11 protein-coding genes are annotated in these 17,938 nt (G+C 37.7%); 9 read left to right on the top strand and 2 right to left on the bottom strand.

Annotated elements, in window-relative coordinates; all coding sequences use genetic code 11:
- The first annotated feature begins 25 nt into the window (after positions 1-25).
- Entirely contained in the window at positions 26-3,187 is a 3,162-nt protein-coding gene (locus A9C19_RS15725; protein ID WP_072580822.1) for a cellobiose phosphorylase, read from the top strand.
- A 23-nt stretch (positions 3,188-3,210) separates the two neighbouring features.
- On the top strand, positions 3,211-4,533 hold the full coding sequence (locus tag A9C19_RS15720) for a glycoside hydrolase family 30 protein (RefSeq protein ID WP_420835834.1): 1,323 nt from the start codon (positions 3,211-3,213) through the stop codon (positions 4,531-4,533).
- A 147-nt stretch (positions 4,534-4,680) separates the two neighbouring features.
- On the opposite strand, the gene A9C19_RS15715 is transcribed toward A9C19_RS15720, so the two are convergent.
- Positions 4,681-6,075: a hypothetical protein gene (locus A9C19_RS15715; RefSeq protein WP_072580820.1), complete on the bottom strand. Its 1,395-nt coding sequence runs from the start codon at positions 6,073-6,075 to the stop codon at positions 4,681-4,683.
- A gap of 342 nt (positions 6,076-6,417) precedes the next feature.
- On the opposite strand from A9C19_RS15715, the gene A9C19_RS15710 reads away from it, so the two are divergent.
- Entirely contained in the window at positions 6,418-9,669 is a 3,252-nt protein-coding gene (locus tag A9C19_RS15710) for a carbohydrate binding domain-containing protein (RefSeq protein WP_072580819.1), read from the top strand.
- A 434-nt stretch (positions 9,670-10,103) separates the two neighbouring features.
- On the opposite strand, the gene A9C19_RS15705 is transcribed toward A9C19_RS15710, so the two are convergent.
- Positions 10,104-10,613: an antibiotic biosynthesis monooxygenase family protein gene (locus tag A9C19_RS15705; RefSeq protein ID WP_072580818.1), complete on the bottom strand. Its 510-nt coding sequence runs from the start codon at positions 10,611-10,613 to the stop codon at positions 10,104-10,106.
- Between the two features lie 185 nt (positions 10,614-10,798).
- On the opposite strand from A9C19_RS15705, the gene A9C19_RS15700 reads away from it, so the two are divergent.
- The 6 genes from A9C19_RS15700 to A9C19_RS15680 all read left to right on the top strand — a co-directional run bounded on the left by A9C19_RS15700 (position 10,799) and on the right by A9C19_RS15680 (position 17,882).
- The gene (locus tag A9C19_RS15700; RefSeq protein ID WP_072580817.1) at positions 10,799-12,940 is read left to right on the top strand and encodes a transglycosylase domain-containing protein; all 2,142 of its coding nucleotides are present in this window, start codon (positions 10,799-10,801) and stop codon (positions 12,938-12,940) included.
- Between the two features lie 163 nt (positions 12,941-13,103).
- On the top strand, positions 13,104-14,153 hold the full coding sequence (gene hemE, locus A9C19_RS15695) for a uroporphyrinogen decarboxylase (protein ID WP_072580816.1): 1,050 nt from the start codon (positions 13,104-13,106) through the stop codon (positions 14,151-14,153).
- A 112-nt stretch (positions 14,154-14,265) separates the two neighbouring features.
- Positions 14,266-15,204: a ferrochelatase gene (gene hemH / locus A9C19_RS15690; protein WP_072580815.1), complete on the top strand. Its 939-nt coding sequence runs from the start codon at positions 14,266-14,268 to the stop codon at positions 15,202-15,204.
- A 21-nt stretch (positions 15,205-15,225) separates the two neighbouring features.
- The gene (locus A9C19_RS21845; RefSeq protein WP_158515101.1) at positions 15,226-15,363 is read left to right on the top strand and encodes a hypothetical protein; all 138 of its coding nucleotides are present in this window, start codon (positions 15,226-15,228) and stop codon (positions 15,361-15,363) included.
- Positions 15,364-15,603: 240 nt separating this feature from the next.
- A complete protein-coding gene (locus A9C19_RS15685) occupies positions 15,604-17,070 on the top strand; it encodes an amidase (protein WP_072580814.1) in 1,467 nt (488 codons plus the stop codon).
- A gap of 551 nt (positions 17,071-17,621) precedes the next feature.
- Positions 17,622-17,882: a hypothetical protein gene (locus A9C19_RS15680; protein ID WP_072580813.1), complete on the top strand. Its 261-nt coding sequence runs from the start codon at positions 17,622-17,624 to the stop codon at positions 17,880-17,882.
- Positions 17,883-17,938 lie beyond the last annotated feature (56 nt).

Raw genomic sequence — 17,938 nt, 5'->3', positions numbered from 1 at the left:
AATTACCATACAGAGGGTGACATATATGCAGAACTATCATTTTAATGAAGAAGGGTACTTCGTCATAGAAAGCTATGATGAAGCCAAGACATTCTCTAGCTTCTTGCCAGGGATAGCAGGGAAAATGGGTGTACCAATGTGGTCGTTTTACGTGAACAGAGGGCAAGGAATGGTGAGCTTTGGTGTAAAGGATAAGAATCATGCCATTACAGAGTTTTTCCCTGCGAACCAAGCGTATCAACGTGTAGCGACTAATGGGTTTCGTACATTTATTAAGTTGAATCATAAACATATTTTTGAACCTTTTTCGTCTACATCCACCACTCATAAACGAAAAATGTTTATTAAAGAAAATGAATTGAAGATCGAAGAGATAAACACTGAGTTTAAATTAAAAACAATCGTCACATATTTTACCTTACCTAATGAAAATTTCGCTGCTCTCATTCGAAAAGTAGAGGTTGAAAACCTATCTAATGAATCTATTCAAATAGAGGTCATTGATGGTCTTCCAGCTATTATTCCCTTTGGAGTAGATGACGCAGCATATAAAGCAGTTGGAAATACGCTAAAGAGCTGGATGGATGTTTTTAATAGAGAGGAACAAATTCCATATTACCGTGTTCGTTCTTCCACAAATGATACGGCTGAAGTGGAGGAAATAACAAAAGGTCATTTTTATTTAAGCTTTATTGAAGACGGAAATCTACTATCACCAATTGTGGATGCAAACCTTGTTTTTGGAACGAATACAGCGTGGTCTTTCCCAAATGCCTTTCGTGAGGAATCAATTCAAGAGCTTTTAAAGAAAAATCAACTGACAGCTAATAAAGTACCTTCTGGTTTTTCTGGGTTTTCTAGCACATTGAAGAAAGAGGAAGTCGTCACTCTTCATACCATGATTGGACATGTAAATGATATCGATATCATTAACAAAAGATCGAACGAGCTAAGTAGCAAGAAGTATATGGAAAGAAAATACAAGGAAGCAGTAACATTAGTTAACGGTATTACTCAAGATGTTGCAACAAAAACGGCTATTCCTTTATTTGATGCATACTGTAAACAAAGCTACTTAGATAACATTTTACGAGGTGGCTATCCGATTTTCTTAGAAACTGAAGAAAAGGATAAGAAATTTGTCTACTACATCTATTCAAGAAAGCATGGTGATCTTGAAAGAGACTATAATTTCTTCTCTCTTGTTCCTGAGTTTTATTCACAAGGAAACGGAAATTTCCGAGACGTAAATCAAAATAGACGAAACGATGTGTATTTCCATCCAGAGGTTGGCGATTATAACATCAAATTATTTATGAGCTTAATTCAAATAGATGGATATAACCCATTAGTGGTGAAGGGATCAAGCTTCGAATTAAAGGAACCAACAAATGTGGATTGGATCCATTCTGTCATCCCCTCAAAAGAGGAGGCACAATTCGTTCAAACTAAATTGTCTGGAAAGTTTACACCTGGTGATTTATTACAAACCATTCATGATAAAGAAATCGAATTAACCATTCCGTTAGAGGAATTATTGAAGAAGGTCCTAACGAAAAGTGAACAGCATATGGAAGCGGAGTTTGGAGAAGGGTATTGGATTGACCACTGGACATATAATTTGGATTTAATTCAAAATTACCTTTCTATTTATCCGGATCGTCAACAATCGTTACTTTTTGATGAAAAAGAGTACTTATTCTTCAGCAGCCCAGCTTTTGTTAAGCCTAGATCAGAGAAGTTTGTACTAAATAATGGCTCTGTAAGACAATACAATGCCCTTGAAGAGAGTTATACGTCTACTAGTAGCTGGCTCGTAACAAAAAACGGCGAGAAATATAAAACAACATTATTTAGTAAGCTGTTTATACTCGCAGTTACAAAGTTTTCATCACTTGATCCATTGGGGTTAGGTATAGAAATGGAAGCGAACAAGCCTGGCTGGAATGACTCAATGAATGGATTACCTGGTGTATTTGGTTCTGCCATGAGTGAAACATTTGAGTTAAAGAGAGTGTTAGATTTCCTTGTAAAGCATAGCCAAGCATACTCTATTGATATTTCGTTGCCAAATGAAGTCGTGACGCTGACAAAAGAAATTGTTAGCGCAGTAGAAAAGCTGTCAAATGGTCAACTTTCAGATTTTCATTATTGGGATATGGTTTCAACAGCGAGAGAAAACTATAGGTTACAGGTAAAGGAAACGATTAGTGGTGACGAGACTGTTTTATCCACTCAGGAATTATCTCAGGTGTTGAGTCAATTCTCGAATAAAGTGAATATAGGAATCGAAAAAGCTAATAGCATCGGAGAAGGCTTACCTTTAACGTATCTTTACTATGAAGCAGATGATTTTGAAGTGACTGGTGAAGTTAATGAAAAAGGGCTACCGCTTGTTCACGTGAAATCCTTTAAGCTTGCTACATTGCCACATTATTTAGAAGGACCTGCTCGAGCATTAAAGACCATAAAACATCAGGATGAGGCTGTAAGCATTCACGAACAAGTAAAGAATTCAGCATTATTTGACCAAGATTTAAAGATGTATAAAACGTCTGTTTCAATAGAAAATGAAACATTTGAAATTGGAAGGGCAAGAGCGTTTACTCCTGGTTGGTTAGAACGAGAATCAATCTTTATGCATATGGAATTCAAATACTTATTAAGTATGCTAAAGGTTGGTCTTTACGATGAGTTTTTTGAGGATTTAAAAACAGCTCTTCCTCCATTTATGGATCCAGAAACTTATGGAAGAAGTGTACTTGAAAATTCTTCATTTATTGCTAGTAGTGTAAACCCAGATCCTTCTGTACATGGACAAGGGTTTGTTGCACGCTTAAGTGGAACAACAGCAGAGTTTTTAAGTATTTGGCAAAAAATGATGATGGGAAAACAAGTATTTTCACTTGAGAACAAGAAGCTTTCCTTAACATTACAACCTATCCTTCCAGAGTGGTTATTTGATGAGAATGATCAAGTAAGCTTCATGTTCTTGGGAGAGATTAAGGTGACATATCATAATCCAAGTAGAAAGGCTACTTTCGGTTTTGATGCTGTAACCGTTTCAAAGTATGTAGTACATGCAGGTGACAAAAATTACGAAATACATTCAACAACGTTAAAGGAAGAATATGCATTGAAAATTCGAAACAAAGAGATAAAAGAAATCGACGTGTACTTAGACTAATCGACGAGGTGAAAGAAATGAACATGCAAGTGATTCAAACAGCACAAAATAAAGAGGAGCGTTTTGCTAAGAAGGAGCAAACTTTTCAAAAAAGTGAAATGAACCATAATGCTTCCTTAACAATTGATCAAACAAAAGTCTATCAAACGGTAATGGGGTTCGGTGGTGCATTTACCGAAGCGGCTGCTTACACACTATCACATTTATCTGAGGAAGATCGATTAAAAGTGATTGAGAGTTATTTTGACCAAGAAAAGGGACTAGGGTATTCTCTTGGAAGAACGCATATTCATAGCTGTGATTTTTCTTTAGAAAATTATACGTATGTAGAGGAAGGCGATAAGGAACTAAAAACCTTCTCTATTGAACGTGAACATAAATGGGTCCTTCCATTAATAAAGGATGCTGTAAAGGTTAGAGGAGATGAGTTAACGATTCTCTCATCTCCATGGAGCCCACCTGCTTGGATGAAAACGAATAACGATATGAATCATGGTGGTAAATTAAAGGAAGAATATCGTGAAGCATGGGCAACGTATTATGCAAAATATATAAAAGCAATGGAAGAACAGGGGATTCCGATTTGGGGAGTATCTGTACAAAACGAGCCAGAAGCAACACAGGTTTGGGATTCCTGTCGTTATACAGCAGAAGAAGAGAGGGACTTTGTTAAACATTATTTAGGTCCTATTTTAGAAAAAGAAGGACTTGGTGAAAAAGAAATCGTCATATGGGATCACAATCGTGACGTAGCCTATGAACGTGCAAAAGTCATTCTTTCAGATAAAGAAGCAGCAAAGTACATTTGGGGTACAGGCTTGCATTGGTATGTATCTGAGGAGTTTGAGAATCTATCAAAAATTCATAGAGATTTTCCAGATAAGCACCTATTATTTACCGAAGGCTGTATTGAAGGTGGCGTACAACTAGGTGCCTGGCACACAGGAGAAAGATATGCACGCAATATCCTAGGAGATTTAAATAATTGGTTAGAAGGCTGGATTGATTGGAATATTGTGCTGAATGAACAAGGTGGTCCAAATCATGTAGGAAACTTCTGTGATGCCCCTATTATTGTCGATACGAAAACGGGTGAAGTTCACTATAATAGTTCATATTATTATATTGGTCATTTTAGTAAATATATTAAACCAGGGGCTGTGCGTGTACATCACCAGCTTTCAACTGAATCAATTCAAGCTGTGGCATTCAGAAATAAAGATGCTACATTGGCAATCGTCCTTTTGAATGAAACGGATAAGGAAGAAAACATGACGGTTGAAGTGAATGGAATGCAGAGCAGTGTGCATCTTCCAGAGCATTCAATTACGACATTAGTTATATAAAAAAAGGAAGGCTGGGACAGAAGTGCCAGGCACCTTACCGTCACAACTATGTATACGCACTAATTGATCTAGTGCGCACAATAGATTGGATCGTATGGTGCGTGGCTCTTTGTTTTGTCACAGCCTTTTTCTATATCTCTTGATCTACTAAACCAAAAACATAGCAACAATTGTCGTAATGACCAATCCTATAGAGACAGGTAGAAGGTTCTTTCTTGCAAGTTCAAAAGGATCAACTCCACAAATAGCAGCAGCTGGAATGAGAGCCCAAGGGACTAGTGTTCCTCCTCCTACCCAAATTGCCGTTACTTGACCTAAGGCGGTTAAGGTAGCTGTACTAGCACCAATTGCAGTTGAGAAAAGCTGGGCGATGGAACCTGCAAGTGAGATCCCTGAAAAACCGGATCCATCTAGACCGGTAATGACACCTACACCAGTTAAGGTAATGACGCCAACCTCTTTCGTTAGAGGCACACCATTTGCAAGTGCAACCCCTAAATCATTCACGATCCCCTCAGAATTTTCAGGAAGGTAATCACCTACAATTGAATAAAATCCTGCATCTCCTAAATAGAAAAATGCTGCAATTGGTATGACAGGTCCGAATACTTTAAAGCCGAATTGGAAGCCTTCAATTAAATAACCTGTTGTTTCTTCGAGTCCTCTTTTTTTGTGTGCAAAGCATGTTGTCACGACTAAAATGAGTAAAGCTGTACCTCCAATTAATGCAGTGGCGTCACCACCCTGTAAATTTAAGGTGAACATGACTACAACATCTAAAACAAAGATTATGGGGATAGATATGGCAAGAATCTTTTTCATTCTCTCGGACATGAGACCTTCTTGTGTTTCCTCAATCGGAGAAGATGAGCATGTGGATGTGGATGTATATGTTTTATTCTTTTTGAGATCTCTCATTAGTATAATATACGCGGTAATCGTCGTCACAAGCCCCATCGTGATAACGAGTGGAATACTTGCATTCACTACATCTAGAACAGGTATGCCTGCAGCATCTGCTGTGATTTTTGGAGCAGCTTGAATGATATAATCACCTGAAAGAGCTATTCCATGGCCAAATAAATTCATGGCAACAGCTATACCTAGTGCAGGAAGACCCGCTCTTAAAGCAACCGGTAATAATACAGCTCCTATTAGAGCGACAGCCGGTGATGGCCAAAAGAAGAAGGAAATGACCATCATAAGTAATCCTATTGTCCAGAAAGCAGTAGTTGGGGTTTTAATGATTTTAGAAAATGGAGCAACCATAACCTCATTAATACCTGACTTCGTTAAAATTTTACTCATAGCAACGATTATAGAGATAACTAAAATCGTTGGTAATAATTCAGTAATTGCAAAGATAAAGCTGTTGAAAAGGCTTGTTATAGAAGCACTAACGGATAGGGTAGAAGTGGCTGCAAGTGTAAGAATGCCTACCACACATACGATCGTTGTATCTCGTCGAAATAACATAAATCCAATGACGGCGAGGATAAAGGATATATAGATCCAATGGATGAGTGTAATATCAATTGCCATTTAAGACACCCCTCAGCAATAGCCTATAGCTAATTTTTAATACTGTATGTAGAAATAAAACAAGATGTGAGAGGAGAGAAAACATTTCCGGTTGGACATCCTGTCATTTCCGGGGGAATAATGTCAAAGCATAGAATAATTACAAATTTAATGGAGGTATAAGCTGAAAATCTAAAATATAGAAACCGTTTATAAAAAAAGGAGCCTAAATATCAAACTTAAAAAAAGATAAGCTAGTATTGCAAGTCAGTTTTTGTTTGCGTAAATTTGTATACGCTTACAGATGAAAGGTGGAAAGTGAGGAAGTGTACATGTCAATCACACACTAAGGGGGATTATCATTTGAAAAAACTACTAGCTATTTTGTTATGTGTATTACTTATTTTACCTCATGCCGGAATGGCAGTTGAAAATGCAGAGCAAAATCAATCAGATGATTGGAATTTAGTATGGGCAGATGAGTTTGATGGTACTCACATTGACAAATCTAAATGGACATATGATATAGGGAATTGGATTGTAGATGGAGATGGAAACGGTATTGCTCCGGGATGGGGTAACAATGAACTTGAATACTACACTGATTCGGCTGAAAATTCTTTTATTAGAGATGGGAAGCTCGTAATAAAAGCGGTAAAAGAGAAAACAGAGGATGAATTTGGCTCTTATGAGTACACTTCAGCTAAATTAAAAACAAAAGGATTGTTTAGTAAGAAATATGGAAAATTCGAAGCGAGAATAAAGCTCCCAGAAGGGCAAGGATATTGGCCTGCATTTTGGTTGCTCCCTGAAAATGACGTATATGGTGGTTGGGCTGCATCAGGAGAGATTGATATTATGGAAGCTGCAGGAGCGAAAACGGATGAAATCGGTGGAACAATCCATTATGGTGATGTTTATCCTAATAATGTATATAAGGGAGCATCATATCATTTTCCAGAGGGAGAATCAATTACTGACTTTCATACCTATTCTATTGAATGGGAGCCAGGTGAAATTCGTTGGTATGTTGATGGAAACCTCTATCAAACGCTAGATAATTGGTACAGTAAAAGCAAAAACAACGCAGCAAATTATTCGTTTCCGGCTCCATTTGATCAAGAATTCTACATGATTTTAAACTTGGCTGTAGGAGGCTGGTATGGAGGGAATCCTGACCAGTCAACCTCGTTTCCAGGTGAAATGGAAATAGATTATGTCCGCGTATATGAGCTCGAAGGAAGAGACTATCAAACTCCTGTTGAGCCAAATGTAGAAAAAGTTGAATTACCACCACATGCGAAACAACCATTAGAGGACGGAAACTTTATCTATGACCGACAATATGAAAAGGGTTTTACTAAAGTGATAGAAGAAGATGAAGCATTAGATTCTACTTATTGGAATTTTGTCCAACTACCTAGTTTTGGTGGAAAAGGTCAAATCTCAGCTACACAACTAAATGACCAGACTTTTGCAAAGGTTGATATAGAGAATCCTGGGAATGCTCTATGGTCATTGCAGAAAATCCAACAAATACCAGCTGCAACGGGAGCAACATATAAGGTAAGCTTTGACGCAAAATCCACCAGCACCCGAAATATGAAGGTAAAGGTATCCGGTGGAGCAGATCGAGGGTGGACGAAATACTCAAATGAAGAAGCAATTGAGTTAACGAGTACTTTGAAAACCTATTCCTTTACTTTTGATATGACCCATGAAACGGACCTTGCAGCGAGACTTGAGTTTAATATGGGAGCAAATGGGACAAGCCCAATTTGGATCGGGAATGTTAAGGTAGAAGACATAACGGGACAACAAGATCATGATGTATTGAAAGAGCCACTTCCAGATGGGAATCATATCTATAACGGCACTTTTGACCAAGGCAAGATAGATAGAATGACGTACTGGGACTTTCTCTCAGAAGGAAATGCAGAAGCTTTAGGATCGGTAAATGAAGAAATAAGAAACTTTAAAGCAACCATTATCAATGGTGGCGAAACATCGTCTGATATTAAGCTGAAGCAAAGCGGAATTCAATTTGCTAAGGGGAACACCTATAAATTAACCTTTAAGGCAAAGTCTGATCAATCCAGATCATTGGAAGTGGATATTAGAGGGAAAGATGGGCTGCAAAGCTATCATTTAGATTCTGTTAATCTAACAACTGAGATGGAAGAAAAAACAGTTGAGTTTTTGATTCCAGAGTCATATGAAGACAGTGAAGGTCAGCTGATATTCTATTTAGGTGGAAATCAAGGAGATATTTTCATAGATGATGTAACATTACTAAATACAGATCGCAAACTCGTAGCTCCTGAGGTACTTAACGGTGAGTTTACGGAAAATCTAGATGGATGGACACCCTATGTTCATTTTGATGCAAACGCACAAATTAGTCACGAAAATGGTGAAGCTAAAGCTTCCATAACGAATCAAGGTAATGAAGAATGGAGTGTTATTCTCGAACAAAAAGGATTGAAATTCAGTGAAGGGGAAGAGTATGTCATTTCTTTTGATATCCGTTCAACCTTAAATCGAAAGATCATATTCTCCTTAGAAAACAATGAATATAAAAGATATCTCTCTGAAACTGTAGATGTAACAGAGGAAATGGAAAACGTTCAATATAAGTTGGTGATGCCAGAAAATGACACATTGAACCTAAAGTTTCAAATGGGAAAATACGGTGGGGTTCCACATGATCTTTATATTGATCATGTAAAAATTGCCTTGGCTGAAGAGGAAACACAAGAAGATCCTCCAACCTCTGAGGAAGAAATGACACCAGAGTTAGATAACGGAACGTTTGATGAAGGATTAAAGCATTGGAACCAATGGTGGGGTGATCAATGGAGTGGGCTTGCTCAAGGAAATGCCACTATTGATGACGGTACTTTAGTTGTTGATTTACTAAAGACAGGAGCCACCTCCTATTCACCACAAATTTTTCAAAAGGGAATTCAGTTCAAACAAGGTGAGACATACAAAGTATCGTTTGACGGAAAAGTGGATGAAGCAAGGAAATTGAATGTAAATATAGGAAAAGAGTTAGCAGAGGACCCTTGGTTTGTTCCATTTGCTCCTTCAAAAACATTTGACTTAACGAACGAAATGACAACATATAGCTACACATTTGAAATGACAGAACAATCATTTGATGATGGAAAGCTTGTATTTGAACTTGGTAATATTGAAGGTGGGAATACAGCAACCAAAATATATCTGGATAACATTTCAATCGAGCCTGCCATTGCTTCTGAAGAAGATGTTCCTACAGAAGAGGATGAGAGTACGGAGGAAGAGATAAAAGATAAAGAACAAGATGATGATGCTATGAATAATGAAGGAGATAACTCTGACTCTAGCAACGAGTTTAGTTCTGACAATGAAAACCATCCGGCAACATCAGAAGAAAAAGAGTCACTATCTCCGACTAGTGATGATTCGAAAAATGGGTCAGATGAGGTACCAGCTTATGATAAAGTAGAAGGTGATGGTGAAAATCAATTGCCTCAAACAGCGACAAGGATGTTCGAGAGATTGCTAGTTGGTATTCTTATATGTGGAATTGGTGGATTTTTACTAGTTAAAAAAAGAAGAATGAACTAATTAAATCTAGTTTATTAATGGGGTTCTCTATTAAGGGAATCCTTTTTCTGCGAGTGTGGCTTACGTCAGAAGTTAATTAGTGAATTTACCGATCTGATTTAGAAAATCCCCCCTCTAAATAGAAGATAAACGATCAAGAAAAATTAACATGTCGATACGATCTAATTCCTCAATCATGACGGTATTTGTCGATTTATGTTAAAATATTACGATAAAGGGGAAACATGTATATGCTTTTAGGAGAATGAACATAAGTAGGATGTAGAAAAATAGGGGAATGTTTTGTAGAAAGCTTGTGTCATTTCCAAGGAAATACTGTCATATCTTATTGGACACTGTAGTCCATGGGATAAAAAGCTACTTGGAATGTTATATTATGCCGTTACAGCTGAAAGATAGGAAAAATCCCCTGCACCTTTGCAGAGGATCAACGATTAGTCTTCCTTGTCTACTGAATAATAGGTTGTCACATAAGATGGTCGAGGAAAAATGGATTGCTGATCGACACCTTGATCAGTTCCACGCTTTTTATGAGCATGCTCGTAAGCTTTTGAATCTTGCCACGCTTTAAAATGTTTTTCGCTTTCCCATAACGTTAAAATGATATATGTGTCACTTGCTAATGGACGTAAAACACGAATAGCAGAAAAACCAGGCTCTTTTTCAATTAAGCGGGCACGTTCACTAAATCTTTTTTCAAATAGCGGTCTTCCTTCTTGTGTAACAGGAATATTATTTAAAACAGCAAATGTACCGTTCATCATTTCCCCAGTTGAATCTAAAACCTCATATTTCTTAGGCTCATTAAATACAGAAGAGCCTTCTGTTTCATGGAAAAGAGTAGCTGTGTCAGGGTTTTCAAGCAGGAGTAGCTTTTGGTCTGTATGTTGATTGACGATTTTCTTTAGATAGTCTGTCGTACCATATGTAATAAAAAAGTTCATGCTCTTTCACCTCATTGTTATTTTTTACTTTAAGCTCAAACCGGTGTACAAACAGTGTGTTTCAATTAAAGAAATTTCTCACTATATTATAGCAACACCTTCTGAGTTTTTTCCAATTTTAATACTTTTACACATATACCTACCTATTATTAACAATAATACCTTTATAAAGGGGTGAATACGTGATGAAAAAGAAACTTCTTTTATCTCTCGTTGCAGGCATTGCAACCGTAACGATTGGTCTTGTCGGCTATTTGTTTATTATCCTTATGGGTGATTATGTCATCGATGAAAAGAAACTAGTGATGAATACAGCTTCTACACTTGTGGATAAAGATGGGCAGGAGATTACGAAGCTATTCCTTGAAAATCGGGAGCTTGTTGATATAGCGGAAGTACCTGATCATGTGCAGCAAGCCTTTGTATCAGTTGAGGATCAACGATTTTATGAGCACCATGGGATTGATATGAAAGCGATAGGTCGAGCTTTGTATAAAGATATCCTTGCGGGTGGAAAGGTTGAGGGGGGGAGTACTATTACTCAGCAGCTTGCAAAAAATATCTTTTTAACAAATGATAAAACAATCTTAAGAAAAACAAAGGAAGCAATTATTGCAGTCAATCTTGAAAATCGATATAGCAAGAAAAAATTGTTAGAAATGTACTTGAATCAAGTTTATTTTGGACATGGGGCATATGGTATTCAGTCCGCTGCAAACTACTATTTTAATAAAGAGGTTTCAGAGCTCACCCTTGAAGAAGGGGCGTTATTGGCAGGAATCCCTAAAGCTCCAACTACTTATTCACCACTCAATCATCCTGAGAAAAGCAAGGGAAGAAGAGACGTTATTCTTAGCTTGATGGGTGACCAAGAGTATATCAGCTATGAAGAGGTTGTTAGAACTCAAGGTAAAACGATACACCTACAAGTGAATGAAAAACAGGAAAGTCCTTGGCTTGCAACATATGTGGATATGGTGTTGGATGAAGCAGAGGAAAAGTATGCCTTATCCAATGATGAATTATTCAGAGGAGGCTATACAATTACTGTTCCTCTTCATACAGAACTACAAAAAACAGCCTATGAGCTATTTCAGAAAAATGAATATTTCCCTGGAACAGATGAGTTTGCACAAGGGGCTTTTGTCTTACTAGATAATAAAACAGGTGGAGTGATTGCGGCTATAGGAGGGCGTGATTATGTCCCAAAAGGGTTAAATCGACTGACTATAAATAGGCAGCCAGGGTCGACATTTAAACCGATTGCGGTATACGCGCCGGCGCTTGAAATGGGGCTATTTACTCCATACTCCTTATTAAAGGATGAAAAACTAACTTATGGTCAATACACACCGCAAAATTTTGATCAGCAATATGATGGAGAGGTTTCTATGTTTGATGCCCTTATTACCTCGAAAAATGCTGCTGCTGTTTGGACATTATCAGAACTTGGTATACATGAAAGTAAAAACTATCTGAAAGAAGTAGGCATCTCTATTAAAGACGATGGGCTAGCTATTGCGCTTGGTGGATTATCCGAAGGTGTAAGTCCAATCCAAATGGCCAACGCCTACCGAGCATTTGCTGAAAAAGGTAGCTTTAGTGAACATCATTTAATTGAAGAAATGAGAACACAGGACAAAGAGGTGGTTGCTCCTATTAAGCCTGAACCGAAAAAAGTCTATTCAGAACAAACAGCATGGAATATGACTAGAATGCTTCAACATGTTGTATCAGAAGGAACAGCAACTAGTGGAGCTTTTAATGGAGAGCTAGCAGGAAAAACGGGAACTACCTCATATAAAGCGGTGAATGGAGCTAGTAAGGATGCTTGGTTTGTAGGGTATACAGAGAACATCGTGGGTGCGCTTTGGATGGGATACGATAAAACAGATGAACATCATTACTTAAAGCATGGGAGCTCTTATCCTACAAAGCTCTTTAAGGACATTTTATCAACGGCAAAAGTGGATCAAAATGTAGCATTTGTCAAACCGGAGGAGGCGAATGAGCTAGAGGCACCAATCCGAATGCAAGCAATTGATAGAGTGGATGCAAAATATACCTTTAAGCCTCTCGGACTAATTACACTAACATTAAATTGGGATGTACAAGACGATAAGAGAATAGAATACAGAGTGTATGAAGACTCTGAAGAAGGACAAAAGCTGGTAGGCTCTGTTACTGGTGAAGGGATGTACGAAATTCCTTACTTCAATGTATTTTCTGACCGTTCCTATTACGTTGCTCCTTATAACACGCAGACAAATGAGGAGGGAGAATGGATAAAATCTGTGAAACCAACCCTTTTTAGCTCTAACAATTAGGCTATTTTTTGACATTTGCAAATCCAATCTATACAACAAGATATTTAACCGTTATAGTTGAAAAGGAAGAAGGATTAATATAGAATAAGTATTAGATTGTAATAACTATTATTTAATAAAAGGGGGAAGCCCCTTCCTACATATGAAAGGTGGACTTTTTTGAATGGCGGAGAAAAAAATCAATGACACGTTTTTAAAAGCGTGTAGAGGAGAAAAAACGGACTATGTACCTGTATGGTACATGAGGCAGGCTGGAAGATCACAACCTGAGTATCGTGCAATAAAAGAAAAATACAGTCTTTTTGAAATTACTCATCAGCCAGAGCTGTGCGCTTATGTTACTCGATTACCTGTTGAGCAATATGGAGTAGACGCTGCCATTCTGTATAAAGATATCATGACACCCCTTCCTGCAATTGGAGTAGATGTAGAGATCAAGTCAGGAATTGGCCCTGTAATTGATAAACCAATTCAATCTTTAAGTGATGTTGAAAAACTAGGGGAGATTGATCCTGAGAGTGATGTCCCATATGTATTAGACACAATTAAGCTACTAACTCAAGAGCAATTAGAGGTTCCTCTTATTGGCTTTACTGGAGCTCCTTTTACATTAGCTAGCTACATGATTGAAGGCGGTCCTTCAAAAAACTATAACAAAACGAAAGCATTTATGTATTCTGAACCAAAAGCCTGGTTTGCGCTTATGGATAAATTAGCAGATATGGCTATTGTCTACGTAAAAGCACAAATCAAAGCTGGTGCTAAAGCAATTCAAGTATTTGATTCTTGGGTAGGTGCTTTAAACGTAGCGGATTATCGTTATTATATTAAGCCAACGATGGAACGAATCTTCTCTGAACTAAAAGAAGACAATGTTCCTTTAATCATGTTCGGTGTTGGTGCTAGTCACCTTGCTAAAGAATGGCATGATCTATCACTAGACGTAGTTGGTCTTGACTGGAGACTTCCAATTGAAGAAGCTCGTGCAATGGGCTTAACCAAAACTCTGCAAGGAAATCTAGACCCAGCTATCTTATTATCGCCATGGGAAGTGATTGAAGAAAGAGCAAAAGCAATTCTAGATCAAGGAATCAACCAGGGCGGTGGCTATATCTTTAATTTAGGACATGGTGTATTCCCACAAGTAAATCCTGAATCATTAAAACAATTAACAGCATTTGTTCATGACTATTCTAGAAAAGTGAAAAGTTGAACGAGTAGCACCTAATGAAAACGGTTGCTAGTTATGAACGCATTCAAAATGGATAGAATGGAACATGCATGAGAAAATAAAGCGACGATGAAATAAATTAGAGGTGAATAATGTGAGCAAGAAAAAAATGGGCCTATTAGTTATGGCTTATGGTACGCCATATAAAGAAGAAGATATTGAACCTTACTACACACATATCCGTCACGGTCGGAAACCAGCTCCTGAAATGCTTCAAGACCTAAAGGATCGCTATGAAGCAATCGGAGGAATTTCACCATTAGCGAAAATCACGCTAGATCAGGCAAAGAGCTTAGAAAAGCATCTTAATGAAAGTCAAGATGAAATCGAATTTAAAATGTACCTAGGATTAAAGCACATTGAACCTTTTGTTGAAGATGCAGTGAAACAAATGCATGAAGACGGCATCACGGAGGCAGTAAGTATTGTACTAGCTCCTCATTTCTCAACATTCAGTGTGAAATCCTATAATGGACGTGCAAAAGAAGAAGCAGAGAAGCTTGGAGGCTTAACAATTACTTCTGTAGAAAGCTGGTACCAAGAGCCTAAATTTATTGATTATTGGGCAACTCAACTAAAAGATACTTATGCGAAAATGACAGACGAAGAGAAACAGGCAGCTGTCCTCGTCGTATCAGCTCATAGTCTACCAGAAAAAATCATCGCAAATGGTGATCCATATCCTAATCAATTAAAAGAAACAGCTGACTTAATCGCAGAAGCGGCAGGCATCAAAAACTATGTAACAGGCTGGCAAAGTGCAGGAAACACGCCAGAGCCATGGTTAGGACCTGATGTACAAGACTTAACAAGAGACTTGTTTGAAGAAGGCTACCGTACGTTCGTCTACATCCCAGTAGGCTTCGTAGCCGACCACTTAGAGGTACTCTATGATAACGACTACGAATGCAAAGTCATTACAGACGAACTAGGCGCAAGCTACTTCCGCCCAGAGATGCCAAATGCAAAGCCTGAGTTCATCGATACTCTTGCAACAGTTGTCATGAAGCATCTAAATGGCGAAAATCAATAATTCAGTTAGTAGGGAAAAGCAATGGAGGAAAGTTCCATTGCTTTTCTTATTTTATTAGGAAATTGGTCAGACGAAAGATTAAAGGAAGGGTCATTTGCTCTCAAACAAGGGAACCCTGTCCAAATTCAAGGTGTGAACCTCTTTCATGGGTGCTTATGAAGAAGAGGAATCTTCTAACTTTGGGATGGAATTGCCCAACTCTAGAGGGAAAACGTCTAACTTTGAACAAGAATCGTCCAGCTTTTAATGAAAAACGGTTAATTGATAATTTTGACGCAATTCCCACCCTAAATGATACATTCTTACTTCCTTCGTATCACGAAATATTGTATTCTTTAAGTAAATGAATGAACAATAGTTGTTATGCATTATTTTTCTACATAGTAGGGGGTTACTGGAATGGAACATAGCGGTTTAAACAATCAAAAGAACGATTGGTTAGTTGAGGCAACAATCACTGATCTTCAAAATAAGTTAGACAAGAACGAAATTACTTCTAAGGAACTGGTCTTGATGTATATGGCGAGGATTGCGGAGATTGATCAATCTGGACCAAGTATCAACTCTATTATAGAAATCAATCCGGAAGCATTACAAATTGCACAAGCATTGGATTACGAACGACAAACAAAGGGGGCTAGAGGTCCTTTGCATGGAATACCGGTTGTTATAAAAGATAATATTGATACTGGGGATCACATGCATACTAGTGCAGGTTCACTAGTATTAGCGGATTCATATGCTCAGGAAGACGCAACTGTTGCAAAGCAAGTAAGAGAAGCCGGTGCGATTATTTTAGGGAAAACGAACTTAACAGAATGGGCTAACTTTATTGCAGAGGATATGCCGACAGGATACAGTTCAAGAGGTGGACAAACCTTAAATCCATATGGTACAGATTTCATTGTAGGAGGTTCGTCAGCAGGTTCAGGAGCGGCTATAGCTGCGAATTTAGCAGCGGTTGCCGTAGGTACGGAAACGTGCGGATCGATACTAAGTCCATCAAGTCAAAACTCAATTGTAGGAATAAAGCCAACTGTTGGTCTAATCAGTCGAAAGGGGATTATCCCTATTTCACATACTCAGGATACAGCTGGACCGATGGCAAGAACGGTCGAAGATGCGAGTATTTTATTGAATATCTTAAATGGAACTGATTCTAACGATCCAATCACGTTAACAAATCCTTTATCTGAAACAGACTTTACTCACTTCTTGAAGCAGGATGGAGTAAAGGGGAAGCGAATAGGGATAGCTCGCGCGACTTACTTTGATGAATTAAATGACTCTCAAGTTGAAGTTTTAAATACTGCTATTCAAAAACTTACTGATCTTGGAGCCGTTGTTGTAGATTCACTTGAATATGAAACAACAACTGAAGACTGGGATATTAACGTGTTACTTTATGAATTTAAATCAGGTTTACAGGCTTACTTAAAAAACGTTGATCCAAGTCTAGAGGTTCGTACTCTTTCTGATGTCATTCGAAAAAATAATGAGATTGGTGAAAAAGCACTAAAGTATGGTCAAAAGCTTTTCCTTGACTCAGACAAAACAAGCGGAACTTTAACGGAAGCTGAATATTTACGCTCACTTGAACGTGATCATGACTGGGCAACTAGACGAGGTGTTGATGCTGTGATGAAGGAGCACAAGCTAGACGCAATTGTCACTCCTAATAACATAGGTGCGTTACTTCCAGCGGTAGCTGGCTATCCTTCCATTACCGTTCCTGCAGGCTACGCGAATGATGGGGAGCCAGTAGGGATCACCTTCACAGGTCTTGCTTATAGCGAACCAGTTTTAATCGAAATTGCTTATGGGTTTGAGCAAGCAACAAAGCATAGAGTTGCTCCGAAGTTTTAAGAAATTGAGGATAGGTAGGAGGTTATCTCTTTAAAGATACTTAAGTAAATATTCCTTCTAAAGCGGTGCAGAGCCGTTACCTGAATTAAATTAATAAATTAACAAGGTCTCCTGTGGGGGATCTTTTTTTCGTTCTAACATAGCTCAAACGTTAGTTAGTATTTAAAGAACCAGAAAAATCTTAAGTGTTGTTTTTTAACGTAGGAGGTTGGCTATGGAGACAGTTGTCATAAAACAGAAATCTTGATTCGATTTATTATTGGGTGAGTAATCACTTTTATGAAAAAAAATCAACACCTGCTTAAATCAACTAAAAATTCAATATAGTGGGTCAAAGGTAGAAGTCTAACGTAGTTTAGGCTTTTTGTTATGATCTCTATCAAATGATGACTGCATTATTCTGAAATTAGAAAAATAGGTTGTAGTACTGTAAGAAAAGCACGATTATAGTTTTTAAAAAACCATTTTAAAACTATAATAGAAATATATGTTAATATAAGAAAAAACGTAATTTGTGTCCGATCATCTGAAAATGAAAAGGAGATTATTATGTGAAAAAAACTCAATGTAACACGTGGATTTTTTTAGTTTTTGGAGCACTTGGTTTAGCTTTAGTTGGTTTTGGAGGTGTGATGTTTATAGAGATTCATCATACAAAAGGATATCTTACTGTAGTATTTGCACTAATTATAACATCGATTTATATAGAATATTTGGAAAGAAAAGCAGGAATTAGTAAGAAAATGATATGGATAAGAGGGGGTGTTTCGATACTTATACTAATAATATTAACCTTCTTTTTCTTTGTCTAAACAAAAAGTGGAGTTGATTACTACAATATGCTAGTTTCCAGAGTGAGTCGACCTTA

Source organism: Bacillus weihaiensis (assembly GCF_001889165.1).
Taxonomy (GTDB): domain Bacteria; phylum Bacillota; class Bacilli; order Bacillales; family Bacillaceae; genus Metabacillus; species Metabacillus weihaiensis.
This window is presented reverse-complemented; position numbering and strand designations above follow the sequence as displayed.